This is a genomic window from Streptomyces sp. NBC_00433 (assembly GCA_036015235.1).
Taxonomy (GTDB): Bacteria; Actinomycetota; Actinomycetes; order Streptomycetales; family Streptomycetaceae; genus Actinacidiphila.
The window spans coordinates 2941459-2967614 of record CP107926.1 but is presented as its reverse complement, the minus strand read 5'-3'; the positions used below and the strand labels follow the sequence as shown (position 1 = coordinate 2967614).

The following is a 26156-nucleotide window of genomic DNA, read 5'->3' as shown; positions in this document are numbered from 1 at the left end:
CGTCCGCATAGCGGGCAGGTGTGAGGGCCATGTTGCGGGCGGAAGAATTCTGCCGCTCCCGCGACGGCGGCGAATCGTGCCGTACCGGGCGGATCGCCCGCGGTGCCGCCGCGCCCCGACTGCTGTGATCAACGGGGCGGTTGCGGTGATCCGTGGCGGAAGTAGGCGCAATAGCGCCAGTGTTGCCATCAAATGGTCAAGAACAGGTCTCGCGCCACCGGCCGCTCGTAGCCTGCTTCCGGTGTGCCCGCCGGCACACCGGGTGACCGCGCAAGCCGAGGTGATGATGTCACGCATATCCGAGTTGTCCGGGGCCGACGACCGCATCCGGCCTGCCGCCCCCCGCCCTCGGCTGGCAGCCGGCACCCGCCTGTACGTCCCGGCCCATCCCCGCTACCCCGCGGACCCGGCAGAACAGGCCACCGTCGGCCTGGAGCTGCAGACCGACGCCGAGACCGGCGAGCTGGTCGCCGTCGCCTTCACCACCCCCGGCGCCCTCGCCGACGCGCTCGGCGACAGCCAGCCGTGGATCACCGTCCCCGCCGGCCGGCTCGCCGAACTGGCCAGGCGCGGCGGCCTGCGCCGCATGTGCGTCGACCCCGCCATGTCCGCGGACAGCGCGCGCACCTGGACGCCCGAGCTGCTCCGCGCCTACGCCGAGGCGGTGCCGCGATGAGCGCGGACGTCAAGGTCGTCCTCGCCGACCTCGCGAGCATGACCAGCACCTTCTACACCCAGGCGACGGCCTACGCCGCCCTCCACGTCGACGTCTCCCCGCCCGTCGCCGACGGCGGCGACCCCGGCCTGAACGACGCCATCGTCTCGATCGTGGACGCCATCGAGGGCCTGCACTCCAAACTGGCCGGCCGCATCGAGGACCACGCCGACGGCCTCAGCTACGCGCACGACTCCTACCAGCGCGGCGACATCGACGTACACGGACTGTTCGAGGATCTGATGGCCGGTGACTGAGAGCTGGATAGGCGGGGACATCAGCGGTCTCCAGACGATGGGCAGCACCCTGACCGGGGCGAAGGAGCTGCTGGAAGGCGTCGTCAAGCCGCTCACCGACGGCATCGAGACGCTGGTCACCGACGCGGGCTGGAAGGGCGAGGCGGCCGAGGAATTCCGCGCCCGCTGGGCCGAGGACGCGATGGCCGCCGGCGGCTTCGCCGAACTGGTCAAGGCCGCGGGCGACGCGCTGACCACCCTCGCGCAGGCCCTCTCCGACGCCGACAGCGCCCTCCAGAACGCCGCCGACGTCGCCACCTCCAAGGGCGTCCCGGTCGGCCCGACCGGCGTCCCCGGCCTGATGACGACAGCCGGGACGCCCAGCCCCGCCGACCAGAAGACCCTCGACGACCTCCACGAATACACCGGCGTCCACGACGAGATCACCCACCAGGCCCAGGCCGCCCGCATCGCCTGCGCCAAGACGCTCAACGCGCTCTACGACGCGATCGACCCGGACAAGCCGATGAGCAAGGGCGACAAGATCGTCGTGGCCGACTACCTGCGCGGCCTGTGGTCAGCGGAGGTCGATGGGGAGCGCAAGCTCGGCCTGGAGTCCAAGAAGCTCCTCGCGGAGGCCGAGACCAGGCACGACCAGGCCCTCGCCGCGATGAAGGACGAGGAGGCCAAATTCCGCACCGCGGAAGCCGACCTCCCCAAGGCCTTCCGGCTCAGGGGGCAGTACGAACGCATCGGAACACAACTGGACGCGCTGCACGCGGACGTCGCGCGCTCGGAGAACACCAGCTTCCTCCCCTACGACAAGGCCCTCAACTACAAGCTCGCCGACGCGCTCAAGACCACCAGGCTCGTCGACGGCGCACCGGAATTCCTCCGCGAGCTGCCCGTCCTGGACATCGCCGCGTCCACGACCATCGGCGTACTGGAGGCGAAGGAGGACCACGACAAGGGCTGGTCCTGGTCCCACTCGCTGGCCGTCGACGTGGGCGCGGGCCTGGTCGGGCTGGGAGTCGGGGCGGCGGCCGCGGTGGCCCTGCCCGAGGAGGTCGGAGCGGTCGCCGAGGCCGCGGTCAACGGCGCCACCGTCATCACGGCGAGCTACCTCGTGGACGAGGCCTGGCACGAGCACTGGAGCGAGGACATCCACGACCACGGGGTGGTGGCGGGCATCGGCGACGGAACCGCGAACGTCGTCAAGCACACCGGCACCGACCTCAAGGACCTGGGCGTCAGCACCGCGCACAGCGTGGGGAACGCGGGAAAGAAGGTCTGGCATGGGCTCGGACTCGGATGACGGCACGCACACCGCGGGCACGGTCGAGCCGTTCGCGCTGCCGATCCTCGGCACCACCTGGGTGGACCGCGGATCCCGCTACTGGACGCGCCGGTCCTGGCTCTTCCTGAGGTCCGTGCCCTTCGTGGCACTCGGAAGCTTCGGCCTGGGGGCTTTCTACGCCGCCTTCGTGTCGTTCATCCCGCAGCCCGCGCGGACGGTGGTGCACATCGTGGAGGGCGCCGCCGCCGTGGCGGCGCTGGGCGTCGGGTGGGTCAGGGAAAGGCGCGTCCGGGATGTGCCCGTCATGCCCGAGGAGATCCCCGGCCAGTTGCGCCGGTCGCGTGCCAACGCGGAACGCGGCAGGAACATGGGGGCGCTGGTCATGGTCTTCGCGCCGGTCGCACCGGGACTGATCGCGTACCTGCTCGGCGTATGGCTCGCGAGCGTCTTCGTACGCGTCACCCGCCGCGAGCTCGGCGCCCGCCTCGACTACGACCGCCGCCTCGCGGCGGCCACCGCCGCACAGGTCTCCCTTGCCAAGCCGCCCGCGCCGCGCAACGGGCCCACCCGGCGGTAGACCCGCCGGCTCAGGCCAGGCCGTCGCGCCAGGCGGCGTCGAGCTGGGCGTAGTGGCCGTCGCCCGCGATGAGTTCGGCCGGGGTGCCGTCCTCCACGATCCGGCCGTCGCGCATCACCAGCACGCGGTCGGCGATCGCGACCGTGGACAGGCGGTGGGCGATGATGACCGCCGTGCGGCCGGTGAGCACCGTACGCATCGCGTACTGGACCGCGCGCTCGCCGGGGATGTCCAGCGACGAGGTCGCCTCGTCGAGGATCAGCACCCCCGGGTCGGCGAGCAGCGCGCGGGCGAAGGCGACCAGCTGGCGCTGGCCGGCCGAGATGCGGCCGCCGCGCTTGCGGACGTCCGTGTCGTAGCCGTCGGGCAGCGCGGTGATGAAGTCGTGCGCGCCGATCGCGCGGGCCGCGTCCTCGACCTCGTCGCGGGTGGCGTCGGGGCGGCCGATGGCGATGTTGTCCGCGACGGTGCCGGAGAAGAGGAAGGCCTCCTGCGTCACCATGACCACCCCGCGGCGCAGGTCGCCCGGTGACAGGTCGCTCAGCCGCACGCCGTCGAGCAGCACCCGGCCGCCGGTCGGGTCGTAGAACCTGGCCAGCAGCTTCGCCAGGGTGGACTTGCCCGCGCCGGTCGCGCCGACCACCGCGAGGGTCTGCCCGGCGGGCAGCCGCAGGTCGAAGGACGGCAGCACCTCGCCGCCGGTCCGGTAGCCGAACCGCACCCGGTCGAAGACCACCTCGCGGCCCGGCCGCCCGCCGGCGGTCGGCGGCAGCGCGACCGGGTGCTCGGGCATCGGCACGGTCGGCGTCTGGGCGAGCAGGCCGGCGATCTTCTCCAGCGAGGCCGCGGCGGACTGGTAGGAGTTGAGGAACATCCCCAGCCGGTCGATCGGGTCGTAGAGCCGCCGCAGATACAGCACGAAAGCGGCGAGCACCCCCAGCGCCATCCCGCCGCCCGCCACCCGGTAGGCGCCCCACACCACGATGCCTGCCACCGCGATGTTGGCGATCAGCCGGGAGGTGACGACATAGCGGGCCATCTCCAGGATCGCGTCGCCGTTCGCCCGGTAGTGCCGGTGGTTCAGCTCCTCGAAGGACGTGTCGTTGGGCTGCTCGCGGCGGAAGGCCTTGACCGGGCGGATGCCGTTCATCGTCTCGGTGAATTTGACGATGACCGCCGCGATGGCGGTGGAGCGCCTGCGGTAGGCGATCATCGAGCGGCCCTGGAAGCGGCGGATCGCCAGGAACAGCGGCACATACGACACCAGGGTGATCAGGCCGAGCCGCCAGTCGAGGAAGATCAGCAGCACCGAGATGTAGACCCCCGAGAGGACCACCCCGATCAGCTCCTCCAGGCCGTCGGTGAGCAGCTCCCTGATCGACTCGACGTCGGAGGTGGCGCGGGCGATCAGCCGGCCCGAGGTGTAGCGCTCGTGGAAGTCCAGGCTCAGCGACTGGGCGTGCCTGAACATCCGGGCGCGCAGCTCGATCAGCACGTCCTGGCTGATCAGCGCGGCGATCCGGATGAAGGTGCGCTGCAGGGCGCCGGCGGCGAGCCCGCAGCCCAGGTAGCCGCAGGCCACCGCGATCAGGGCGGTGTGCCGGCCGTCGCGCACCTGCGGGATCGCGTTGTCGATGGCGTACGCGACCAGCAGCGGGCCGGCCTGCACCGCGGCCTGCTGCACCAGCAGCAGCACCGCGGCCAGCCAGACCCTGCGGCGGTGCGGGCCGAGCAGCGAGCGCAGCAGCACCGCCTGGGCGTTCCTGGGCGCGGGCAGCCGGTCCTGGTCGAAGGCGTCCGGCTCGGGCGGCGGGGGCGCCGCCGCCGGCCCGGCCTCTTCCGGGTCGTCCCTGAGCTGCTGCTCGGTGGCGGACGTCATCGGGCGTCGCTCCTCTCCAGGGGCTCCACGACGGTGTCGAGGCCCGACATCAGGCGGCGGTATTCCGCGTTGTCCCGCAGCAGCTCGGGGTGGGTGCCGACCGCGGTGATCCGGCCCCCGGCCATCAGCGCCACCCGGTCGGCGAGCTGTACGGTCGACGGCCGGTGGGCCACGACCAGCGCGGTCGTCTCCCGTAGCACATCGCGCAGCGCCGCCTCGACCAGGGCCTCGGTGTTCACGTCGAGCGCGGACAGCGGGTCGTCGAGGATCAGGAACCGCGGGCGCCCGACGACCGCGCGGGCCAGCGCGAGCCGCTGCCGCTGCCCGCCGGACAGGCTCAGCCCCTGCTCGCCGACCTGCGTGTCGAGACCGTCGGGCAGCGAGTGCACGAAGCCGCACTGCGCGATCTCCAGCGCCCGCAGCACCGCGTCCTCCCCGGCCCCGTCCGGCCCCGCCCCCATCGCCACGTTCTCCCGCACGCTCGCGGAGAACAGCGTCGGCTCCTCGAAGGCCACCGCGACCAGCTCGCGCAGCCGGCCGACCGCCATTCCCGCGGTGTCCACCCCGTCCAGCGTGATACGCCCCGCGGTCGGTTCGTGGAGGCGCGGCACCAGCGCGGTGAGCGTGGTCTTCCCGCAGCCCGTGGCCCCGACCAGCGCCATCGTCTCCCCGGACCTGATGTGCAGGTCCACTCCGCACAGCAGCGCCGCACTGCCGGCGGGAGCGTCGGGATAGCGGAACCGCACGCCTTCCATCCGCAGTCCGTCACCACGGGGCGCGGCGGGGTGCGCGTCGGCGCCGGCTTCTTCCGTGGACTCGGCGCCTTCCGTCGACATCGGCTCGAAATAGCGGTCCGCGGCGGTGGCCGCCTCATTGCTCATCGCGAGCAGGAAGCCGATCGACTCCACCGGCCAGCGCAGCGCCAGCGCGGTGGTCAGGAAGGCGACCAGGGTGCCGGCGGAGAGCTTGCCGTCGGAGACCTGGAGGACGCCGACGACCAGGGCGATGCCGATGGCCAGCTCCGGCAGCGTCATGATGATCGCCCACAGGTCGGACAGCAGCCGCGCCTTGTGCAGTTCGGTGCCGCGCAGGTCGCGGGCCTGGTGGTGGAAGGCCTGGGACTGGGTGCGGTGGCGGCCGAAGGCCTTGATGATGCGGACGCCGAGCACGGACTCCTCGACCAGGGTGGCCAGGTCGCCTGCCTGGTCCTGGGCGCGGCGGGCAGCCAGGGCGTACTTCGTCTCGAAGCGCATGGAGAGCACCACCAGCGGGGCCGCGGGGCCGAGCAGCACCAGGGTCAGCAGCGGGCTCTGCGCCAGCAGGATGGCGAAGCCGAAGAGCAGCGTCGTGGCGTTCACGAAGAGGAAGACCAGCGGGAAGGCCAGGAACATCCGCAGGATCTGCAGGTCGGTGGTGGCCCGGGAGAGCAGCTGCCCCGACGCCCACTTGTCGTGGAAGGCCACCGGCAGCCGCTGCAGCCGCCGGTAGAGGTCGTCGCGCATCGACGCCTCGACGCCGGCCAGCGGCCTCGCGACCAGCCAGCGCCGCAGCCCGAAGAGCCCCGCTTCCAGCAGCCCGAGCAGCAGGACCAGGCCGCCGCCGAGCCACACCCCCGAGGGGTCCTGGTCGGTGACGGGCCCGTCGACCAGCCACTTGAGCACCAGCGGGGTCAGCAGCCCCATGCTGGAGGCGACCACGCCGACCACCGCGGACGTCGCGAGCCGGCCGCGGATCGGCCGGACGTACGGCCACAGGCGCAGCAGTGAGCGGATCGAGGACCGCGGGCGGGCGGCGGGCGCGGGATCAGGGGTCGTGGCAGGCATCACTCCTGACACTACGGTTGCCCACTGACACCCTTCACCTGGTTTTCGCCACCGGATGCCCTCCGGGGAGCAGAACGGGGGGGCCGTACGGGTCGCAGGGAGCGGAAGCCCGGCGGGCCGGGGCCCCGGGCCCTAACCCACCTTGCCGGGCGTGGCCCGCCGCAGCCCGCGCACCGCGGGTACCGCCAGCAGGGTGCCGCCCACCGCGAGGGCGATGGCGCCGCCCGCCATGAGCACGTGGCGGGCGCCGAAGGCCGCGGCGGCCGGGCCCGCGAGCGCCTGGCCGACCGGGAACATCGCGACGGACCCGGCCACCTCGTAGGCGTGGATGCGGTTGAGGATGTCGCCGCGGACCTGGGTCTGCACGCTGGTGGCCCAGTTGACGCCCCAGAAGGCCCCGCCGACGCCGGCGACGAAGAGGCAGCCGCACAGCCCGGCCACCGGCAGGTCGAGGCCGACGGAGGCGGGCATCAGGGCGACCCCGAAGACCCCGAAGCTGCCGGCCCGCAGCGGCCGCTCCGAGCGCAGCCGCATCGCCAGCAGCGCGCCCACCGCGGTGCCCGCGCCGAGCGAGGAATTGACCAGGCCGTAGGCCCCGGCGCCGTGCTCGGGGATGATCTGCCCGGCGGCCAGCGGGGTGTAGGGGCCCATGACGCACAGGGTGTAGACCGTCCACACCAGGATGACCGCCCACATCCAGGTCCGCGCCCTGAATTCCCGCCACCCCTCGCCGAGGTCGGCCCTGAAGGTGGTCCCCGTCCCCGCCGTGGTGGTGCGCGGCGGCGCCGGGGCGAGCCGCAGGAAGAGCAGGCACAGCCCGCTGGTCAGGTAGGTGGCCGCGTGCACGGCGAAGACGACGCCCGCCGAGCTGAAGCCGACCAGCACACCGGCGAGCGCGGGCCCCGCCAGGCCGGCGCCGGCCTCCGCGGTCCTGGTCACCGCGTTGGCGCCCTGCACATCGCGGGCGACCCGCACCACCGTGCTGGCGACGCCCGGCTGGAAGGTCGCCGCGCAGGTGCCGTTGACGACCGCGATCACCAGCACCTCCCACAGCCGCACGCTGTGGGTGAGGAAGAGGCAGGCGGCCGTCGACTGGGTGCCGACCCTGAGCAGGTCGGAACCGATCATCATGGCGCGGGCGTTGAAGCGGTCGGCCAGCACACCGCCGAAGATGACGAAGCCGGCGAAGCAGGCGCTGGTGGCGGCCATCACCAGGCCGATGTCGCCGGCCGAGTAGCCGTAGGAGAGCAGGCCCGCGGACAGCGCGACGGGCAGCATCGTGTCGCCGAGCATCGCGACCGAGCGGGCGGTGAAGTAGAGCCGGAAGGGAGTCGACCAGAGCGGTCCCGCGGGCGGGAGGCAGGCCGACGGGCTCGGCGCGGCCGTGGCGGCTCGCCCGGGGCCGGGTGCGGAGGAGGTCACCGGGCTCATAGTGGACTGGACCACTGGTGGAGTCCAGCCGATTCACCATGATGGTCTGGTGATTGAACTCACCCTGGGCCCACCCCGGTTCACCCCCGCCTCAGCCCGCCCCCGCCCCCTCGCGCACCGCCCGGTAGAGCCGTACCGAACGTGCCGCGACCCGTACGGCCGCGCCCGCCGCGGCAGGCGGCACCAGCGGCTCCGCCGACTGCTCCTCGGCCGCGGTGTCGAGCAGCAGCTCGTACGACGAACCCCACGGCATGCCCGGCAGCGTGAAGGCCACCGGGCGGTGGTGGGCGTGCACGACCAGCAGGAAGCTGTCGTCCACCACCGGCTCGCCCCGGGCGTCCCGGTGCGGGATGTCGGCGCCCGACAGGTACATCCCCAGCGTCGCCGACCGCGCGAACCACTCCTCGTCGGTCAACTCCCGCCCCTGCGCCCCGAACCACGCCACATCCCGCAGCCCCTCCGGCGCCGACGCGAGACCGGAGAAGAAGCCGCCGCTGCGCAGCACCGGATGCGCCCGGCGCAGCGCGATCAGCCGGGCCGCCAGATCGCGCAGCGCCGCCCAGCCCGGCTCGGCCAGCAGCGACCAGTCCACCCAGCTCGTCTCGTTGTCCTGGCAGTAGGCGTTGTTGTTGCCGCCCTGCGTGCGGCCCATCTCGTCGCCCGCGACCAGCATCGGCACCCCCGTCGACAGCAGCAGCGTCGACAGCAGGTTGCGCGCCTGCCGCCGCCGCAGCGCCTCGACGGCCGGGTCGTCGCTGGGGCCCTCCGCGCCGCAGTTCCACGACCTGTTGTCGTCGGTGCCGTCCCTGCCGTCCTCGCCGTTCGCCTCGTTGTGCTTGCGCTGGTGGCTGACCAGGTCGCGCAGCGTGAAGCCGTCGTGCGCCGTCACGAAGTTCACCGACGCGTACGGCCGCCGGCCGCCCCAGTCGTAGAGGTCGCTCGACCCGGACAGCCGGTAGCCCAGGTCCCGCACGTCGGAGGTCGCGCCGCGCCAGAAGTCCCGGACCGTGTCGCGGAAGCGGTCGTTCCACTCGGTCCACAACGGCGGGAAGGCGCCCACCTGGTAGCCGCCGGAGCCGACGTCCCACGGCTCGGCGATCAGCTTCACCCGGCGCAGCACCGGGTCCTGGGCGATCACCGCGAGGAAGGGCGAGAGCATGTCGACGTCGTGCATCGAGCGGGCCAGCGCCGCCGCCAGGTCGAAGCGGAAGCCGTCCACGCCCATCTCGGTCACCCAGTAGCGCAGCGAGTCGGTGATCAGCCGCAGCACATGCGGCTGCGTCACCGCCAGCGTGTTGCCGCAGCCGGTGTAGTCGGCGTAACCGCGCGGGTCGTCGCCGAGGCGGTAATACGTGCGGTTGTCGATGCCGCGCAGCGACAGTGTCGGGCCGCCCTGGGCGCCTTCCGCGGTGTGGTTGTAGACGACGTCGAGGATCACCTCGATCCCCGCCGCGTGCAGTGCCCGCACCATCCGCTTGAACTCCCCGACCTGCTGGCCGCCGCGGCCGCTGGCGCTGTAGGCGGCGTGCGGGGCGAAGTAGCCGATCGAGTTGTAGCCCCAGTAGTTGCGCAGGCCCCGCCGCTCCAGGTGCTCCTCGTGGGCGAACTGGTGCACCGGCAGCAGCTCCACGGCCGTCACCCCGAGCCCGGTCAGGTGCGCGATCGCCGCCGGGTGCGCCAGCCCGGCGTAGGTGCCGCGAAGCTCCGGCGGGACGTCCGGGTGGCGGCGCGTGAAGCCGCGCACGTGCAGCTCGTAGATCACCGTGTCCGACCACGGGGTCTTCGGGCGGTGGTCGTCCTCCCAGTCGTCGTCGTCGTCCACCACCACGCCCTTGGGCACGAAGGGCGCCGAGTCGCGGTCGTCGCGCACGGTGTCGGCGACCGACGCCTCCGGCCAGTCCCGCGCGTGCCCGTAGACCTCGGGGACCAGCACGAAGTCGCCGTCCACCGCCCGCGCGTACGGGTCGAGCAGCAGCTTCGCCGGATTCCACCGGCCGCCCGTCCACGGGTCCCAGCGCCCGCCGACCCGGTAGCCGTAGCGCTGCCCCGGCAGCACCCCGGGCACGAAGCCGTGCCACACCTCGTGCGTCAGCTCGGTCAGCGGCGCCCGCGTCTCGGTGCCGTCCGGCGCGAACAGGCACACCTCGACCGACTCCGCGCTGCCCGCCCACAGCGCGAAGTTGGTGCCCGCACGCCCGTCGGGCCCGGTGTGGAAGCGGGCGCCGAGCGGCTGCGGCGAACCCGGCCACACATCGGCCGACCGCGGCGCCGGGCGCTGCCGGCCGGCCGCGGGGGCCGGGGCGGCGCGCTGCGGCGGGGGAGCGGCCAGGGTGCCCGTGCCGCTGCCCGGCGGGCGGGGGTCCAGGTCCAGGTCCGGGCCAGGACCGGGGCCGGCGGCCGGCGCCGCGATGGGCAGTGCGGCGCCCTGCGCCCACCCGGATACGCCGAACTCGCGTGTCTCCGACACGTGTTTCCTCCCGCGGCTCGGACACGGCGACGGCTCGCCCGGACGTCCCGTGCCCGGCGGCCCACCGTGTCCCTGCACCATTCCTTCCCACCCGGGGCCCCGGACTCACCCCGGCGGCCCACGATACGGGCCGCCGGGACGCGTTTCCCCGGCGCAGGTGGCGTCGTTGACGGGGCGTGAGAGAAGCGGTGAGGCGCGCGGTGCGCGCAGGTGCGGGTGCGGTGCTGTGCGCGTTGGCGATCGGCGGTTGCGGCGACGGGACGGGCAGGGGTGACGGGCCCGACGCCAAACCGGCGGACCGGGTGACGGCCGCGCCCCGGCTGTCCCAGGCGGTGATCACCGTCGCACCCGGCGACGGCGCCAAGGACGTAGCCGCCGACGGCTCCCTCGCCGTCACCGTCGCGGACGGCACCCTCAGCCAGGTCACCGCCCAGGCCGCCGACGGCACCCCCGTCGGCGGGACGCTGTCCGCGGACCGCCGCAGCTGGCACCCGGCCGGACGCCTCGCACTGGCCACGCAGTACACGGTGGACGCGCTCGCGGTCGACCCGCACGGGCGGACCGCGGCCAAGCACGCCGTCTTCACCACGGCCGTGCCGCAGCACACCGTGATCGGCTTCTTCACCCCCGAGGACGGCGCCACCGTCGGCGACGGCATGATCGTCACCCTGCGCTTCAGCCGCCCGGTCACCGACCGGGCCGCCGTCGAGCGCGGCATCACCGTCGGCGCCGTGCCCGCCGCCACCGTCGTCGGCCACTGGTTCGGCGACCAGCGCCTCGACCTGCGCCCCGCCGACTACTGGCGGCCGGGCACCCGCGTCACCCTGCGGCTGCGGCTGCGCGACGTCGAGGCCGCCCCCGGCGTCTACGGCACCCAGTCCAAGGACGTCCACTTCACCATCGGCCGCGACCAGCGCTCCACCGTCGACGCGGCGACGCACACCATGACCGTGCGCAGGGACGGCCGCGTGCTGCGCAGCCTCGGCATCTCCGCCGGCGCCCCCGACCACACCACCTACAACGGCGTCATGGTCATCGCCGAGAAGTTCGCGGTGACCCGGATGGACAGCAGGACCGTCGGCTTCGGCGGCGAGTACGACATCCCCGACGTCCCGCACGCGATGCGGCTGACCCGCTCGGGCACCTTCATCCACGGCAACTACTGGTCGGCCCCGTCGGTCTTCGGCCGCACCAACGTCAGCCACGGCTGCATCGGCCTGCTCGACACCAAGGGCGGCGGCCCGGACACCCCGGCCGGCTGGTTCTTCGCGCACTCCCTGGTCGGCGACCCGATCCGGGTCGTCAACTCCCACGACACCACGGTCGCCCCCGACAACGGCATGAGCGGCTGGAATCTCACCTGGCGGCAGTGGACCGCGGGTTCCGCCCTGTAAGTCCGGGTTAGAACCTGTGAACTCCCGCCAGGTGGAACCGAATCACCCCGTCGTGCGTCGATCTTCACGACCGCGTGTCCGACGCTGCCGCATGCCGCGGCGCCGGTGCACACGGCTGTACGCATGCACGACAGCAAGGAGTGACGAAGATGTCCTGCTCGAACCCGGACTGCCGGAAAATGGGGTGCAGCACCGACCCGAAGCCACGTCCCTCGCAGCCACGCGGACCACGCAGGGGCTGACACCCGCCGGCGGCGGCGATACGCCCCGGTAAGTCCCCCTGTTCGCACGTCCGTACGGCCGGTCCCGCGGAGCCTGACGCTCACCGTACCCGGGTACAGAGCTATCTGGGACGGAATGGTGACATAGCAGGGTGTCCGGGCACGCCCGAGGTGTGGTTGTCTAGCGCCATCCGGGGGAGTCCAGGGTAGTGAGCGCGGGTAGCGGGCAGGGAGCAGCGGAATTGAAGCCGATAGGTGTGGCGCCTGGCATCAGGAAAAGCGTGACGGCGCTCGCGCTCGGCGCGCTGCTGCTGCTCGCGACGGCGTGCGGCAGCGGCGGCAGCGGTGACGACAGCGGCTCGGCGGCGGCCGGCGACCCCAAGGCGCCCAGCGCGTCGGCCAGCGCGGACACCGTGGCCTCGACCGCGGTCGTCTCGATAGCGCCGGGCGACGGCGCCGACGACGTGGCCACCACCGGCACCCTCAAGGTCGCCGCGAGCGGCGGCAGGCTGTCCACCGTCGTGGTCAAGGACGACAAGGGCACCGCCGTGCCCGGCGAGATCAGCGCCGACGGCCTCGGCTGGACCCCGACCGGCCACCTCGACACCTCCACGCAGTACACGGTGGACGCGAGCGCCAAGGACGCGGCGGGCCGCGAGTCCGACAAGCACTCGACCTTCACCACGGTCACCCCGAAGGACACCTTCGTCGGCTACTTCACGCCGGAGGACGGGTCCACGGTGGGCGTCGGCATGGAGGTCTACCTCAAGTTCAACCGGCCGATCACCGACAAGAAGGCCGTCGAGGCCGGCGTCAAGGTGAGCGCGTCCCCGTCCGTCCCGGTCGCCGCCCGCTGGAACGGCAGCGAGGAGCTGTACATCCGCCCGGCCGACTACTGGGCAGCCGGCACCAAGGTCACCCTCGACCTGGACCTCAAGGGCGTCGAGGGCGCCCCCGGCGTCTACGGCAAGCAGCACAAGTCGGTGCACTTCACCATCGGCCGCCGCCAGGTCAGCGTCGTCGACGCCGCGAAGCACTCGATGACGGTCTACCGCGACAACAAGGCGATCAGGACCATCCCGATCTCCTCGGGCGCCCCGGAGCACACCACCTACAACGGCAAGATGGTGATCTCCGAGAAGTACGTCACCACCCGGATGAACGGCGACACGGTCGGCTTCGGCGGCGAGTACGACATCAAGGACGTCCCGCACGCCATGCGGCTGACCACCTCGGGCACCTTCATCCACGGCAACTACTGGGCCGCCCCCTCCGTCTTCGGCCACAGCAACACCAGCCACGGCTGCGTCGGCCTCCACGACGTCCGCGGCGCCGGCGACGCGACCACCCCGGCCGCCTGGTTCTACAACAGCTCGATCCTCGGCGACGTGGTGCAGGTCATCAACTCCAAGGACAAGACGGTCCAGTGGTACAACGGCCTGAACGGCTGGAACCTCCCCTGGAGCCAGTGGAAGTCCTGACCGCCCGGGGGTCGTAGTCTCGCGGCATGACTGTGACCCTCGAAGTCGACGACGGTGTCGGCACGATCCGGCTGGACCGGCCGCCGATGAACGCGCTGGACAGCGCCACGCAGGACCGCCTCAGGGAGGTCGCGCGGGAGGCCGGGGAGCGGCCGGACGTGCGGGCGGTGGTGCTGTGGGGCGGGGAGAAGGTGTTCGCGGCGGGAGCGGACATCAAGGAGATGCAGGCCATGTCGTACGAGGACATGGCCGACCGGGCGGGGCCGCTGCAGGAGGCCTTCACCGCGGTGGCCCGGATTCCCAAGCCGGTGGTCGCCGCGGTGACCGGGTACGCGCTGGGCGGCGGCTGCGAGCTGGCGCTGTGCGCGGACATCAGGATCGCCGCGGAGGACGCGAAGTTGGGGCAGCCGGAGATCCTGCTCGGGCTGATTCCGGGGGCCGGCGGGACGCAGCGGCTGGCGCGGCTGGTGGGGCCCTCGCGGGCCAAGGACCTGATCTTCACCGGGCGGATGGTGGGCGCCGCCGAGGCGCTGGCGATCGGGCTGGTCGACCAGGTGGCCCCGGCCGCCGAGGTGCACGCCAGGGCGCTGGCGTGGGCGGCGCGGCTGGCCCGCGGCCCGGCCTACGCGTTGCGGGCGGCGAAGGAAGCGGTGGACGCCGGTCTGGAAACCGACCTGGACCGCGGGCTGGCCATCGAACGCGGGCTCTTCGCAGGCCTGTTCGCGACCGCCGACCGTGAGACGGGAATGCGCAGTTTCGTCGAGGACGGTCCGGGCAAGGCCGAATTCCGCTGACCGGGAGCCCCACGAGGTCTGTACGATTCCCGTACAGGTGAACGAACAGCGGTAGCCCGCTGGTGGCGGCCCACCTTAAGGCAGCCTTATGGCAGTCTTAAGGAATTCCGGTCCGCCACTGATCACCGGGATGGTTGGCTTCACCAACACCGCAGGTGGTAATGGCTGGGATGGGGTGATTCTTGCCCCCGGTATATGCCGAAACAGCGGGATGGAACGGGCCATTCCTCTTCGCCAATTCCCTCGGTTGCACCCCGCAACGCCATTCGGGCGGCCATGATGAACTCATGTCGGGCAGGGGTGGATCCGAGCAGCCGCAGCGGGTGAACGCGCAAACCGCCGCTGGTGCCGTACCCGTACTGCCCGGCGCCGCCGAAGCCGAAGCCGCCGACGCCGACGCCGAGAGTGCCGCGGACGCCGCGAGCACGGTGCTCGACCTGCTGGGCGATCCGTCGGTCCGCGAGGTCCATCTGACCTCGCGCCCCGAATCCGCCTCCACCGCCCGTCGGCTGGCGCTGTCGGTGGTCCGGCTGTGGGGGCTGCCGCAGTACGGCGACACCGTGGAGCTGCTGGTCTCCGAGCTGGTCGGGAACGCCGTGCGCCACACCGGCGCCCGCAGCTTCGGGCTGCGGATGCGGCGGCGGCGCGGCTGGGTGCGGGTCGAGGTGCGCGATCCGTCGCGGGCGCTGCCCTGCCTGCTGCCGGTGCGCGAGATGGACACCAGCGGGCGCGGCCTCTTCCTGGTGGACAAGCTCTCCGACCGGTGGGGCGTCGACCTGCTGCCGCGCGGCAAGACCAGCTGGTTCGAACTGCGGGTGCCCGAGCGGTAGTTCCGCCGGCCGCCGCCGGTGCATGCGAAGAGGCCCCTTGCGTCGGGTTGCGACGGTGGAAGGGGCCTCTTCGTGACCGCCGCGGAGCAGGGGGGTGTGGTCCGCGGCGCCTGTGGAACAGCCTTTGCTCGGGTCGATCGGCTGTTGTCCCGACTCTGGCACGCCGGCCGCCGCGGAAGCAAGCGTGCATAAGGGGCATATCCGGCAGACGGGGCAATCTATCGAGTGATGTGTGGGTGATGTGCGCCACTCACCTTGTAAATCACGGGAAATTCTCCTTATAGGCTTCTAATATTTCATCTGCTGAGAGACCTCGGGTAAGACCCCGAGGCGAGGGTGGGGGTACCCCCAACCCGTAATGGGGGTTGCGCCGGATGGGCGCCCGCCGCCTGCTGCGGCAGAGTCGTCCACGAGCCGGTCGCCGCCCAGCGGCCGCCCCCGACAAAGGAGTTGGCCATGGCAGCGCCGACGGCACGCAGCGGACCGGTCGCCGCCTTCGTCCGCTTCGTCATCTGCGGCGGCGGGGTGACCCTGCTGGCGAGCGGGGTGCTGCTGCTGATCGGCCACCGGGTGCCCTTCGCCCTGGCCAACGCCGTGATCACGGTCGCCTCCACCGTCCTGGCCACCGAACTGCACGGGCGCTTCACCTTCGGGCGCGGCGGCGCGGGCTGGAGCGACCACGCGGCGAGCGGGCTGACCGTCGCCCTGTCGTACGCCTTCACCACCGGCGCCCTGCTCGCCTTCGACGGGCTGCACCCGGGTGGCGGTGCGCTGCTGCGGCAGGGCGTCTACCTCGGCGCCTCCGGGCTCGCCGGGACAGCGCGGTTCCTGCTGCTGCGTCATGTGGTCTTCGGGACACGGGGTGCTCCCGGCGTTCCCGAGCGGCCGCGGCGCCGGGAGGTCACGATGGGGAATGCCGGACGGCACAGCGCCGTTCCCTACACCTCAGCTCCCCGACTGCTGCAAGGATCGTGAATTCCATGACCAAGGCCAAGGGCATCGCCTTCACCGAGTTCGGCTCCGCCGACGTGCTGCACCCGAGGGACATCGACGTACCGGAGCCCGGGCCCGGCCAGGTGCGGATCGAGGTGCGCGCGGCCGGCGTCAACCCGCTCGACCACAAGATCAGGTCCGGGTCCATGAACGCGGCCTTTCCGGTGGAACTGCCGCACGTGCCCGGCCTGGAGGCCTCCGGCGTGGTCGAGTCCGTCGGCGAGGGCGTGACCGGCCTCGCTGTCGGCGACGAGGTCTTCGGGCCGACCGCCTCCGGCGCCTACGCGTCGCTCGCCCTCGCCGAGGCCGCGAAGCTGGCGGTCAAGCCCGGCTCCCTCGGCTTCCCCGAGGCCGCGGCCCTGCCCACCGCGACCGAGACCGCCTACCGCGCCCTCGACGCGCTCGGCGTGCAGGCCGGCGAGACGCTGATCGTGCACGGGGCGGCCGGCGGCGTCGGCAGCGTGGCCGTGCAGTTCGCCGTCACCCGCGGCCTGCGGGTCATCGGCACCGCGAGCGAGGCCAACCACGAGCACCTGCGCGCGCTCGGCGCGATCCCGGTCAGCTACGGCGACGGGCTCGTCGACCGGGTGCGGGAAGCCGCCCCCGAAGGCGTCGACGCGGCCTTCGACACCACCGGCTTCCCCGAGTCGCTGGCCGCCTCGGTCGAGCTGACCGGTGGCAAGGACCGGGTGCTGACCATCGGCAACCCGGTCACCGCCGGCGAATACGGTGTCGCCTTCAGCTCGGGCGGCGGCAAGGAGGGCTACCGCGGCGAGCCGGCCCTGGCCGAGGCTCTGGCCCTGCACGCCGAGGGCATCCTGGAGGTGGCCATCCACCAGACCTACCCGCTCGCCGAGGCCGCCGACGCCCAGCGCGCCAGCGAGGCCGGGCACCTGCGGGGCAAGATCGTGCTGCTGCCCTGACCCGGGACGGCGAAGGGGGCGGGCCGGACCGTGGAGGTCCGGCCCGCCCCCTTCGGTGTCAGGGGTCAGCTGCCGAACACCTGGAACTCGAAGAGCGAATAGCCGTACTGCGTGGCACGTTGGGTGCCGTAGACCCGGACGTATCTGCCCGTGCCCGAGACGTCGAGCGTCTGGTTGCCGCCGGTCCCGGTGGTCGTGCTGTAGACGTCCGTCCAGCTGGTGCCGTTGGCCGAGGTCTGTATCTGGAAGGCCTTGCCGTACGCCGCCTCCCAGTTGAGCTTCACCTGGCTGATGGTGTGGCTGGCGCCCAGGTCGACCTGGATCCACTGCGGGTCGCCGAAGGCGCTGGACCAGCGGGTGCCGGTGTTGCCGTCCACCGCGTTGGCGGCGGGGAAGGTGGCGTTCTCCGCCGAGGACGCGGTGGCGGTCCTGCCCTGCGACAGGTTGCCGCCGGAGGGCGGCGGGGTGGTGCTGCCCGGACCCTTGTTGTAGACCGCCACGTAGTCGATGCTCATCTGGCCGCCGGAGACGGTGGCGGAGTTGGGGCCGCCGCCGAAGGCGTCGGGGAAGCCGCCGCCCATCGCCAGGTCGTAGATGATGAAGAACGGGTGGTCGACCGCGTTCGCCCAGGTCGTGGCGTCCACCTGGGTGGAGTTCACGGTGAAGTAGTTCGCGCCGTCCAGGTACCAGCGGATCTGCTCGGGCGAGACCGAGCGGTCGATCTGCACCGCGTAGGTGTGGTAGCCGGTCTGGCAGCCGGAGCAGGCGCGCTCGCCGCTGCCGATGCCCGTGGTCTCGTGGCAGGGGCCGCCGGAGCCGGTGCCGCAGTGCAGGGTGCCGAAGACGGAGCTGCGGGAGTTGATGTCCTCCAGGATGTCGATCTCACCGGAGGTCGGCCAGCCCACGCCGCTGCGCAGCGTCGAGCCGAGCATCCAGAAGGCCGGCCAGTAGCCGGCGCCGTTCGCGGTCGTCAGGTTCGGCTGCTGGATCGACGACTGCATCATCACCACGCCGCCGGCCGGCGCCCCGAAGGTCGCCGCCTGCGTCTCGATCCGGCCCGACGTCCAGCCCGAGCGCGCGTCACTGCCGCTGTGCAGGGCCTTGAGCACGAGGTGGCCGTTGCCGTCCTGGAAGACGTTGGACGTGCTGTTGGTCATCGTCTCGATCTCGCCGGTGCCGAAGCTGCTGCCGGGGCCGGTGTCGTACTTCCAGTTCCCGGTGTTCACACCGGTGTTGGCGGCACCGCTGAAGTCGTCGCTCCAGGTGGTGGTGAAGCCGGACGGCGGCCCCGGGACCGCGGCGGGGGCGGCGGCCTGCGCGGCCGCCTGGACCGCTGGCGTGGCGGCGCCGCCGGGCGCCGCGGCGACCGCGAGCCCGGCCAGGCTCAGCGCACCGACGGTGAACGCGGCCAGGGTCAGCCGGGCCTTCGTACGCAGCAGGCGGTGGCCGCCAGGGGGTGTGGGGGGTAGTGGTGCGTGTCCGATGGACATGCGTGATCTCCTGTCCCGATCTGCCCGATGTGGGGGGTGCGAGGCAATCCGCTGGGACTTGCGTGAGAGCGCTCTCTTTTCATGTGAGAGCGCTCTCTTCGAGCAGGGGTTTTTCTAGTACGCGGCGGATCCGGCGTCAAGGAGTTGCACAAGGGGCGCAGGTGACGGGGGTCACCTGGCCCCTGAAAGCCCTTACCCCCACGGCGCGTCGTGCCCCCACCCACCGTCGTGGCGCCGACTTCCGGCAACCACCCGCTGCCGCGGCCAGCCCCCACTCGCCGTCGTGTTCCGCCGGACCGCAACGACCCCCCGGGGGCGCGGGGAACTGCGCGCTCAGCCGTCCACCGGCCGGTGGTCCGGATCGGACCGAACAGCCCCTTTCGGACGGTGGCGACCCGCGCGCCTGGTGGGGGCTGGGTGCGCAGTTCCCCGCGCCCCTGTCAGGCACCCCCTTGCCGAAGGGGAACCGCACAGCCCCCGCGGCCGGCGGAAGGGCACCCCCCCTTGCCGAAGGGGCACCCCACGGCCCCCGCGGCCGGCGGAAGGGCACCCCCCCTTGCCGAAGGGGCACCCCACGGCCCCCGCGGCCGGCAGAAGGGCACCCCCCCCTTGCCGGAGGGGTACCGCGGAGCCACCGCGGCGGCGGGCGGGCGCACCCGGCAGGGGGGAGTGACAATCGGAGAGGGGCGCACCCGTGGGAGTGAGGTGGGGCCTTGGCAGAGGCACCGGCAATCACCGTGAGCGGCCTGAGCAAACGCTTCGGGCCGGTGACCGCACTGGAATCCGTGGATTTCGAGGTCCAGCCGGGGACGGTGTTGGGCCTGCTGGGCCCGAACGGCGCGGGCAAGAGCACCGCCATCCGCATCCTGACCACGATTCTCGCGCCGAGCGGCGGCCGCGCCGAGGTGCTGGGGCACGACGTCGTGCGGAAGCCGGCCACCGTCCGCGGCCTGATCGGCCTGGCGGGCCAGTACGCGGCGGTCGACAGGAACCTCACCGGCAGGGAGAATCTGCGGCTGATCGGGCGGCTGACCCATGTGCGGCGCTCCCGGGTCCGCCGGCGCGCGGCCGACCTGCTGGAGCGCTTCGAGCTGACCGGCGCGGCCGACCGTCCGGCGCGTACGTACTCGGGGGGCATGCGCCGGCGCCTGGACGTGGCGGCCGCGCTGGTCCCCGACCCGCCGGTGCTCTTCCTCGACGAGCCGACCACGGGCCTGGACCCGCAGAGCCGCAAGGCGCTGTGGCACCTGATCCGGGAGCTGGTGGCCGACGGGACGACCGTGCTGCTCACCACGCAGTATCTGGAGGAGGCCGACCAGCTCGCCTCCCGGGTGGTGGTCATCGACCACGGCCAGGTCATCGCCGACGACACGCCCGCGCTCCTGAAGTCCCGGATGGGCAGCACGGTCATCGAGATCGACATGGTCAGCGACGACCGGGCGGCGCGCGCGGCGGACCTGCTGCGGGGCGGCTTCAGCGAGCCGCCCCGCGTCGACGGCCCCCGGCTCAGCCTGGCCTCGCGTGAGGGCACCCGGCCGCTCCTTGAGGTGCTGCGGGTGCTGGAGTCGCACGACCTGGTGCCCGGCACCGTCGCGGTCAGGGAGCCCAGCCTCGACGACGTCTTCCTCCAGCTGACCGGGCTGCCGGGCGGCGACGGCCCGGGGGGCGGGCCGTGACGGACGCCGCCCGCCCGCACCGGGGACGCAACGGCCCCGCCGACCCCCAGGAGCCGCTCACCCACAGCGGTCCGCGCCTGGTGCGTACCGCGCAGGACGGCCTCGCCGTCGCCTGGCGGAATCTGATCGGGCTGCGCCGCGTACCCCGGCTGCTGGTCTTCTCGACCATCCAGCCGCTGGTCTTCGTGCTGATGTTCCGCTACGTGTTCGGCGGTGTCGTGGCCCCCGCGCTGCACGGGGTCAGCTATGTCGACTTCCTCATCCCCGGCATCTTCGTGCAGACGGCCGTCTTCGGGTCGATGAACACCGCGATCGGCCTGGCCACGGACATGCAGACGGGTCTGATGGAGCGGTTCCGCTCGCTGCCGATGGCCAGATCGGCGGTGCTCGTGGGGCGCACCACGGCCGACCTCGTGCGCAACGTCTTCGTCGTCGGGCTGATGACGGGGGTCGGGTTCGCCATCGGCTTCCGCATCCACGCCGGGGTCCTGGCGTTCCTCGGCGGGGTGCTGCTGGTGCTGGCCTTCGGCTTCGCGATGTCGTGGATCTTCGCGGTGGTGGGCATGGCGGTGGGCGACCCGGAGACCGCCCAGGCGGCGGCCTTCCCCGTGCTGGCCCCGCTGGTCTTCGCCTCCGCGGCCTTCGTCCCGGTCGACACCATGCCGGGCTGGCTGCAGGCCTTCGCCGTGCACCAGCCGGTGTCCAAGACCGCCGACGCCGTCCGCGTCCTGGTGCTGGGCGGCCCGGTGGGCTCCGACGTCTGGCAGGCGCTGGCCTGGGACGCGGGCATCGTGGCGGTCTTCGCGCCGCTCGGCGTCCGGCTCTACCGCAGAGCGGTGTGACACCCCCGGACAGCGGTGGGGGCGGGCGGCCCGCCGGCCGCCCGCCCCCACCGCCGAGGCGTGCGCTACGGGCGCAGGCGGATGACCTGCGGGTCGTGGTCGCTGGTCTGGCCGGCGAACTCGGAATTGATGTGGACGACGTCGTAGTCGACGCGGCTGTCCAGGTTCGGGCTGACCAGGATGTGGTCGAGGACCTGGGAATTGCCCTCGTAGACGTAGGAGTAGCGCTCCTTCGCCGGCAGGGTGTTGACCAGGTCGGTCAGCACCGAGCCGTTGCCGGTCAGGCTCTGCACGGCGGGCGAGAACTGGTAGTCGTTCAGGTCGCCGAGGACGACGACGTTCGCCTTCTTGTCCGCGGTCTCCAGCTGCTGCACGAAGTCGTGCTCCAGGATCGCCTGGCGCACGCGCTGCACCTCGGAGCTGCGCACCGGCGGCTGGAGGTGGCTGTCGATGCCCTGGTCGCCGCCCTTGCTGTCGAAGTGGTTCGCGATCACGAACAGCTTCTTGCCGCGGAAGGTGAACTGGCCGACCAGCGGCTTGCGGCTGGTGTTCCAGGCCTGGTCGGCGGGCGCGATGCGGCCGGGGGAGGCGGTCAGCGAGGTCTTGTCGCCGGTGCCGGTGATGCCGACCGGGGTGGTCGAGTCGCCGCCGGGGATGTCGGTGAAGCCCACTCGCAGCGGGTTGAAGAGGAAGACGGACCGGATGTTGCCGCCCGGCTCACCGCCGTCCTTGTCGTTGACCGGGTCGATCTCGCGCCACTGGTAGCGCGGGCCGCCGGCCGCCACGATAGCGTCGGTGAGCTTGGTCAGCGTCAGGTCGGCGACGACGGTGCCGTCGTCGGTGGCGCCGTTGTTGTCCTGGATCTCCTCCAGGGCCACGATGTCGGGCGAGCGCAGGTTGTGCACCAGGCCCTGGGCGAGCGCGTCGAACTTCGACTGCGGATTGCCGGGCGCCAGGTTCTCCACGTTGTACGTGCCGACGGTGGCCTGGTCGGCGGACGCCTTCGCGGTGACCTCGGGCTGCAGGCCGCCGCTCTCGACGGTGCCCAGGGTGCGGGCCTGGAGCGCGTACGTACCGGCGAACTGGTTGTAGTCCAGCGGGCCCTCGGTCGTGCCGCCCAGGGTGTCGCCGACGTTCGCGGTCGGGAAGGGCGAGGTGGCGGTCGGCAGCAGCGACTGCACCATCAGGCGGCCCGAGTTGGGCTGGTCGTAGCCCGTGTAGAGGGTGCCGCCCCGCTTGGTCGGGTTCTGCTTGGGCTTGACCGTGACCCACAGCTCCGAGTACGGGTCGGAGGCGCCGACCACCCGGGTGTCCTTGATCTGCACGTTCATGCCTTCGAGCGACGCGTACAGGTCGAGCGCGTAGTCGGCGGGCCGCAGCGGCAGGTCCTCGATGCTGCCGCCGCCCGCGCTGGGCACGAAGGCGTCGGGGACGGACTTGTCGTCCAGCACGACCGGCGCGGGCACCGGGTTGCCCGAGGACACCGTGGTCACCGTGGGCTTGGTGATCTCGGTGATCGCCTGCACACCGGTGGTGGCGCCGCCCGGGTAGTACTGCGAGACGGTGCCGGCGACCGACACGCTGTCGCCGACCACGACGGTGGGGCTGGAGCTGGTGTAGACGAAGATGCCCTCGCTGGTACGGGGGTTGGCGTCCGGGTTCGGGTCCTGCATCCAGAAGCCCTTGGACGAGCCGTAGTCCCGCACGCCGGTGACGATGCCGGTCGCGCCGGTGATCGCCTTGCCCGCGAAGGGCGAGTTGCGGGTGTCGCCCTGGATGTCGTGGATCTTCGCCTCGGTGCCGGTCGGCGGCGAGGTGGGCGGGGTGGTGGGCGGGGTGGTCGGCGGGGTGGTGGGCGGGTCGGTCGGGCCGCCGCCGCTGTCGCCGGAATTCTGCGGGGTGGGCGGGCCGGGGGTGAAGTCCGCCGCGTTGTCGTCGGTGTCGGTGAGCGTGGCGCCCCGGGTGACGGAGTTGCTGTTGCTCGCGCCGGCCGCCGGGCCGCTGCCCTCGCGCACCACCGCGGTGCCGTAGCCCACCAGGTCCTTGACCCGCGGGTCGGCGGCGCAGTCGGCCGCGGTCAGGCAGGTCAGCGGGTCGGCGCCGGTGACCAGCGCGACAGTGCCCGTCGTGCCCGACATGTTGATGCCGCCGGTGGCGTCCGGCGTCGGCAGCGGGGTGGTGCCGCCGGTGCCCGCGCCCTCCTGGACCAGGAAGCGGCCGCCGCCGGCCAGCGAACCGGTGAGCGGCGTGGCCTGCCACTTGGACGAGGCGGTGGGCGCTCCCGGCAGGTACTGCACGCTGTAGGCGCCCAGGTCCACCGCGGAGGCACCGGCGTTGGCCAGCTCCACGAAGTCGTTGGTGTAGGTGGCGCCGGTGTTGCCGCCGCCCCCGTAGACCTCGGCGATCAGCGCGTCGGCGGACGGCGCGGCGAAGGCGGCGTGCACGCCGATCCCGGCGAGCACCACGGCACCGGCTATGCCGATGGGCAGGAACCGCTTGCGGAGCCCGGTGGGAAGGGGTCTGGTGGGGCGGGACGATGCCTCGGCGGCCTCAGAGGGGTGCGACACCGGAGGGGTTCTCCTTCGAGGAGGCGACTGATGGTGACGGCGCGTCACCCCGAGTCGGGGCATGCGCGATCGGCCTCAAGATACGCGCGTAGATCCGGACGCAGAAGGAGTATCGAGGTTAAATCTGGGTGTTGTGCGGCATGCCCGTGCCCTACGGGCCGATACGTCCCACCGGTCGTGGATGACGGTCCGTCACGTACGCCACAGGCGTCCCGCCGGGCAGCCGCCGACGGCGGCGGTCAGTGCGCGGCGGCCGCCTCCGCGCGGGCGGCGTCGCGGATGCCGGTGACGATCAGGTCGATGCCCCGGTCGAAGTAGAGCTGCTGGTCGGCGCAGGCCGCCATCGCGTCGGCGGCGGCCACGATGTGCGGGTAGCGGCGCGGGGACAGGGCGAGCAGGGTGGCGCGCTTGGCGCGGACCGCGTCCTCGCTCGCCTCCGGGTCGGGGCCGAGGTCGCGGCCCGGCTCCGCGATGGCCAGCGCGACCAGTGAGCCGAGGATCTGGCTGGCGGCGTCCGCGCTGCGCTCCACCGACATGCCGCCCTGGGCCATCAGCGCCAGCGCCCGCTCGGTGATGGCCAGGCCGGGCTCGGTGGTCACCATGCCGTTGAAGACCAGCATCGCGGCGTTGGGGTGCGGGCGCAGGGCGTCAAGGAAGCCGCTCAGCAGATCGCGCAACTGCTCGTGCCAGGGCCGCTCGTCGGGCTCGGGCACCACCGCGCCGGACAGCAGCCGCTCCGCGAGGGCGACCAGCAGGCCCTCCTTGTCGGGGAAGTGCCGGTAGAGGGCCATCGGGGTGACGTCGTGCAGCTGGGCGACCCGGCGGATGGTCACCGCGGGGAGCCCCTCGGCGTCGGCGACGGTCAGTGCGGTGGTGACCAGTTCGTCTCGGTTCAAACGCTTCTGAGCCGCCATGTCCGCTCACCCTTCACCCGTACATCCGCCCCCCGCAGTGGTCTACAGCGTACACATCGCACCTCTGTTTACAAAGTAAGCAATGCCTGTATGGTTGCGCCGTAAGCATACGCTGTAAACAAAAATTTCCGAGGCTGCTATCCCTTCCGAGGTTGCTATGCGACGCAGTCCCTGGGCCACTCTGACCGTGCTGGCCCTCGCCCAATTCATCGTGGTGCTCGACGTGACGATCGTGAACGTCGCACTGCCGAACATCCAGTCCGACCTGGGCTTCACCGCCGACGGCCTGCAATGGGTGATCAGCGCCTACACCCTGGTCTTCGGCGGCTTCCTGCTGCTCGGCGGCCGGGCCGCCGACCTCCTCGGGTCCCGCCGGGTGTTCGTCGCCGGCCTGATCCTTTTCGGCGTGACCTCGCTGGCCGGCGGCCTCGCCGGCTCGCCCGGCCTGCTCATCGCGGCCCGCACCCTCCAGGGCCTCGGCGGCGCGATGCTCTCGCCCGCGGCGCTCGGCATCCTCACCGTGACCTTCCCGCACGGCAGGGAGCGCAACATCGCCATGGGTGTCTGGGGCGGCCTGGCCGGCCTCGGCGGCACCCTCGGCGTGGTCGCCGGCGGCTTCCTGGTCGACTCGCTCAGCTGGCGCTGGGTCTTCATCGTCAACGTGCCGATCGTGGCCGCCCTGGTCATCGCCACCCCGCTGATCGTCCCGCACGTCAAGCCGCACGCCGGCCGCCGCGGCTTCGACGCGCTCGGCGCGGTCCTGGCCACCGCCGGGCTGCTCGGCGTCGTCTACGCCGTCGTGCGCGCGGAACCGCTCGGCTGGTCCTCGGCCGAGGTCATCGGCTGCCTGGCCGGCGGGGTGCTGCTGCTGGCCGCCTTCCTGGTCGTCGAGACCCGCACCGACACCCCGCTGGTGCCGATGCGGCTGCTCAGGTCCCGCGCCCTGAGCAGCTCGGGCGGCGCCATCGCGCTGACCGGCGCGGCCTTCCTCTCGATGTTCTTCCTGACCGCGATCTTCCTCCAGCAGGTGCGCGGCGACAGCGCGCTGCGGGCCGGGGTGGAATTCCTGCCGATGGGCGGCGCCGCCATCGGCGCCGCGGTGCTCGCCACCCCGCTGATCACCCGCTTCGGCACCAGGCCCGTGCAGACCGTGGGCACCCTGCTGAGCGTGGCGGGCCTGGTGCTGCTCTCCGGCGCCGACGCCACCGGCTCCTACGCGAGCCAGATCATGCCGGGCCTCGTCCTCTTCGGCCTCGGCATCATCGCGGTCTCGGTGCCGGCGCAGATCGCCGCGGTCGTCGACGTCACCCATGCCGACGCGGGCGCCGCCTCCGGCGTCTTCACCGCCTTCCAGCAGGTCGGCGGCGCGGTCGGACTCGCCGTGGTCACCACGCTGTCCACCTCGCGCACCACCCACGCGCTGACCGGCGGCGCCTCGCAGACCGACGCCCTGGTCGACGGCTTCCACCGCGGCCTGCTGGTGGCCGCGGCCTTCACCGCCGGCACCTTCGTGATCACCCTGCTCTCACCCCGGCTCGCGCCCAGCGCGGAGCAGATCACGGGTGCGGCGGCAGCGGCGTAACCGCCCCCTGTGGTGCCGGGCGCG

20 protein-coding genes are annotated in these 26156 nt (G+C 72.5%); 13 read left to right on the top strand and 7 right to left on the bottom strand.

The genetic code is table 11. The features are described from left to right. Positions 1-283: 283 nt before the first annotated feature. From OG900_12205 to OG900_12190, 4 genes are read left to right on the top strand one after another with little or no spacing between them, the layout of a single operon-like run. Positions 284-676 (top strand): hypothetical protein, encoded by a 393-nt coding sequence (locus tag OG900_12205; protein WUH90784.1) that lies wholly within the window; start codon positions 284-286, stop codon positions 674-676. Then, positions 673-972, top strand: a complete 300-nt coding sequence (locus OG900_12200; GenBank protein ID WUH90783.1) for a DUF6317 family protein — start codon at positions 673-675, stop codon at positions 970-972. Before OG900_12205 ends, OG900_12200 begins: the two co-directional genes overlap by 4 nt. Next, positions 965-2266 (top strand): WXG100 family type VII secretion target, encoded by a 1302-nt coding sequence (locus OG900_12195; GenBank protein ID WUH90782.1) that lies wholly within the window; start codon positions 965-967, stop codon positions 2264-2266. The genes OG900_12200 and OG900_12195 overlap by 8 nt, the downstream gene beginning before the upstream one ends. Next, positions 2247-2825 carry a hypothetical protein gene (locus tag OG900_12190; protein WUH90781.1) on the top strand — a complete coding sequence of 193 codons (579 nt, stop codon included), beginning with the start codon at positions 2247-2249 and terminating at the stop codon, positions 2823-2825. The genes OG900_12195 and OG900_12190 overlap by 20 nt, the downstream gene beginning before the upstream one ends. Before the next feature lie 10 nt (positions 2826-2835). Here OG900_12190 and OG900_12185 read toward each other — a convergent pair whose 3' ends face one another. The 4 genes from OG900_12185 to glgX form a co-directional block, all read right to left on the bottom strand. After that, positions 2836-4704, bottom strand: a complete 1869-nt coding sequence (locus OG900_12185; GenBank protein WUH90780.1) for an ABC transporter ATP-binding protein/permease — start codon at positions 4702-4704, stop codon at positions 2836-2838. Then, positions 4701-6527 (bottom strand): ABC transporter ATP-binding protein/permease, encoded by a 1827-nt coding sequence (locus OG900_12180; protein ID WUH90779.1) that lies wholly within the window; start codon positions 6525-6527, stop codon positions 4701-4703. Before OG900_12180 ends, OG900_12185 begins: the two co-directional genes overlap by 4 nt. A gap of 132 nt (positions 6528-6659) precedes the next feature. Then, positions 6660-7949, bottom strand: a complete 1290-nt coding sequence (locus OG900_12175) for an MFS transporter (GenBank protein WUH90778.1) — start codon at positions 7947-7949, stop codon at positions 6660-6662. Between the two features lie 100 nt (positions 7950-8049). Continuing rightward, positions 8050-10287 carry a glycogen debranching protein GlgX gene (gene glgX / locus OG900_12170; GenBank protein ID WUH95723.1) on the bottom strand — a complete coding sequence of 746 codons (2238 nt, stop codon included), beginning with the start codon at positions 10285-10287 and terminating at the stop codon, positions 8050-8052. Positions 10288-10625: 338 nt separating this feature from the next. Here glgX and OG900_12165 point away from each other — a divergent pair, with 338 nt between their 5' ends. The 6 genes from OG900_12165 (at position 10626) to OG900_12140 (ending at position 17061) form a co-directional block, all read left to right on the top strand. Continuing rightward, positions 10626-11819 (top strand): Ig-like domain-containing protein, encoded by a 1194-nt coding sequence (locus OG900_12165; GenBank protein ID WUH90777.1) that lies wholly within the window; start codon positions 10626-10628, stop codon positions 11817-11819. A 463-nt stretch (positions 11820-12282) separates the two neighbouring features. Then, entirely contained in the window at positions 12283-13521 is a 1239-nt protein-coding gene (locus OG900_12160) for an Ig-like domain-containing protein (GenBank protein ID WUH90776.1), read from the top strand. A gap of 26 nt (positions 13522-13547) precedes the next feature. Then, complete coding sequence (locus tag OG900_12155; protein WUH90775.1) at positions 13548-14315, top strand: enoyl-CoA hydratase-related protein; 768 nt, start codon at positions 13548-13550, stop codon at positions 14313-14315. 287 nt (positions 14316-14602) lie between these two features. Continuing rightward, entirely contained in the window at positions 14603-15145 is a 543-nt protein-coding gene (locus tag OG900_12150) for an ATP-binding protein (protein WUH90774.1), read from the top strand. A gap of 456 nt (positions 15146-15601) precedes the next feature. Next, positions 15602-16120 (top strand): hypothetical protein, encoded by a 519-nt coding sequence (locus OG900_12145; GenBank protein ID WUH90773.1) that lies wholly within the window; start codon positions 15602-15604, stop codon positions 16118-16120. A 5-nt stretch (positions 16121-16125) separates the two neighbouring features. After that, positions 16126-17061, top strand: a complete 936-nt coding sequence (locus OG900_12140; GenBank protein WUH90772.1) for an NADP-dependent oxidoreductase — start codon at positions 16126-16128, stop codon at positions 17059-17061. A 65-nt stretch (positions 17062-17126) separates the two neighbouring features. Here the strand turns inward: OG900_12140 and OG900_12135 are convergent, their stop codons facing one another. Then, on the bottom strand, positions 17127-18551 hold the full coding sequence (locus tag OG900_12135) for a discoidin domain-containing protein (protein WUH90771.1): 1425 nt from the start codon (positions 18549-18551) through the stop codon (positions 17127-17129). Between the two features lie 713 nt (positions 18552-19264). Between OG900_12135 and OG900_12130 the strand changes: the two genes are divergently transcribed. Together OG900_12130 and OG900_12125 are read left to right on the top strand one after the other, a co-directional pair. Further along, on the top strand, positions 19265-20227 hold the full coding sequence (locus OG900_12130) for an ATP-binding cassette domain-containing protein (GenBank protein ID WUH90770.1): 963 nt from the start codon (positions 19265-19267) through the stop codon (positions 20225-20227). Continuing rightward, positions 20224-21069 (top strand): ABC transporter permease, encoded by an 846-nt coding sequence (locus tag OG900_12125; protein WUH90769.1) that lies wholly within the window; start codon positions 20224-20226, stop codon positions 21067-21069. Before OG900_12130 ends, OG900_12125 begins: the two co-directional genes overlap by 4 nt. Positions 21070-21134: 65 nt before the next feature. On the opposite strand, the gene OG900_12120 is transcribed toward OG900_12125, so the two are convergent. Together OG900_12120 and OG900_12115 are read right to left on the bottom strand one after the other, a co-directional pair. Then, positions 21135-23534 (bottom strand): endonuclease/exonuclease/phosphatase family protein, encoded by a 2400-nt coding sequence (locus OG900_12120; protein WUH95722.1) that lies wholly within the window; start codon positions 23532-23534, stop codon positions 21135-21137. Between the two features lie 341 nt (positions 23535-23875). Continuing rightward, positions 23876-24550, bottom strand: coding sequence for a TetR/AcrR family transcriptional regulator C-terminal domain-containing protein (locus tag OG900_12115; protein ID WUH90768.1), 675 nt, complete (start codon positions 24548-24550; stop codon positions 23876-23878). Positions 24551-24707: 157 nt separating this feature from the next. Between OG900_12115 and OG900_12110 the strand changes: the two genes are divergently transcribed. After that, the gene (locus tag OG900_12110; protein WUH90767.1) at positions 24708-26132 is read left to right on the top strand and encodes a DHA2 family efflux MFS transporter permease subunit; all 1425 of its coding nucleotides are present in this window, start codon (positions 24708-24710) and stop codon (positions 26130-26132) included. The last annotated feature ends 24 nt before the right edge of the window (positions 26133-26156 follow it).

Excerpts from the sequence above, each read along its gene's own strand:
- OG900_12205 (WUH90784.1), top strand. The coding sequence starts at position 284 with ATGATGTCACGCATATCCGAGTTGTCCGGGGCCGACGACCGCATCCGG.
- OG900_12200 (WUH90783.1), top strand. The coding sequence starts at position 673 with ATGAGCGCGGACGTCAAGGTCGTCCTCGCCGACCTCGCGAGCATGACC.
- OG900_12190 (WUH90781.1), top strand. The coding sequence starts at position 2,247 with ATGGGCTCGGACTCGGATGACGGCACGCACACCGCGGGCACGGTCGAG.
- OG900_12185 (WUH90780.1), bottom strand. The coding sequence starts at position 4,704 with ATGACGTCCGCCACCGAGCAGCAGCTCAGGGACGACCCGGAAGAGGCC.
- OG900_12180 (WUH90779.1), bottom strand. The coding sequence starts at position 6,527 with ATGCCTGCCACGACCCCTGATCCCGCGCCCGCCGCCCGCCCGCGGTCC.
- OG900_12155 (WUH90775.1), top strand. The coding sequence starts at position 13,548 with ATGACTGTGACCCTCGAAGTCGACGACGGTGTCGGCACGATCCGGCTG.
- OG900_12150 (WUH90774.1), top strand. The coding sequence starts at position 14,603 with ATGTCGGGCAGGGGTGGATCCGAGCAGCCGCAGCGGGTGAACGCGCAA.
- OG900_12145 (WUH90773.1), top strand. The coding sequence starts at position 15,602 with ATGGCAGCGCCGACGGCACGCAGCGGACCGGTCGCCGCCTTCGTCCGC.
- OG900_12140 (WUH90772.1), top strand. The coding sequence starts at position 16,126 with ATGACCAAGGCCAAGGGCATCGCCTTCACCGAGTTCGGCTCCGCCGAC.
- OG900_12135 (WUH90771.1), bottom strand. The coding sequence starts at position 18,551 with ATGTCCATCGGACACGCACCACTACCCCCCACACCCCCTGGCGGCCAC.
- OG900_12115 (WUH90768.1), bottom strand. The coding sequence starts at position 24,550 with ATGGCGGCTCAGAAGCGTTTGAACCGAGACGAACTGGTCACCACCGCA.
- OG900_12110 (WUH90767.1), top strand. The coding sequence starts at position 24,708 with ATGCGACGCAGTCCCTGGGCCACTCTGACCGTGCTGGCCCTCGCCCAA.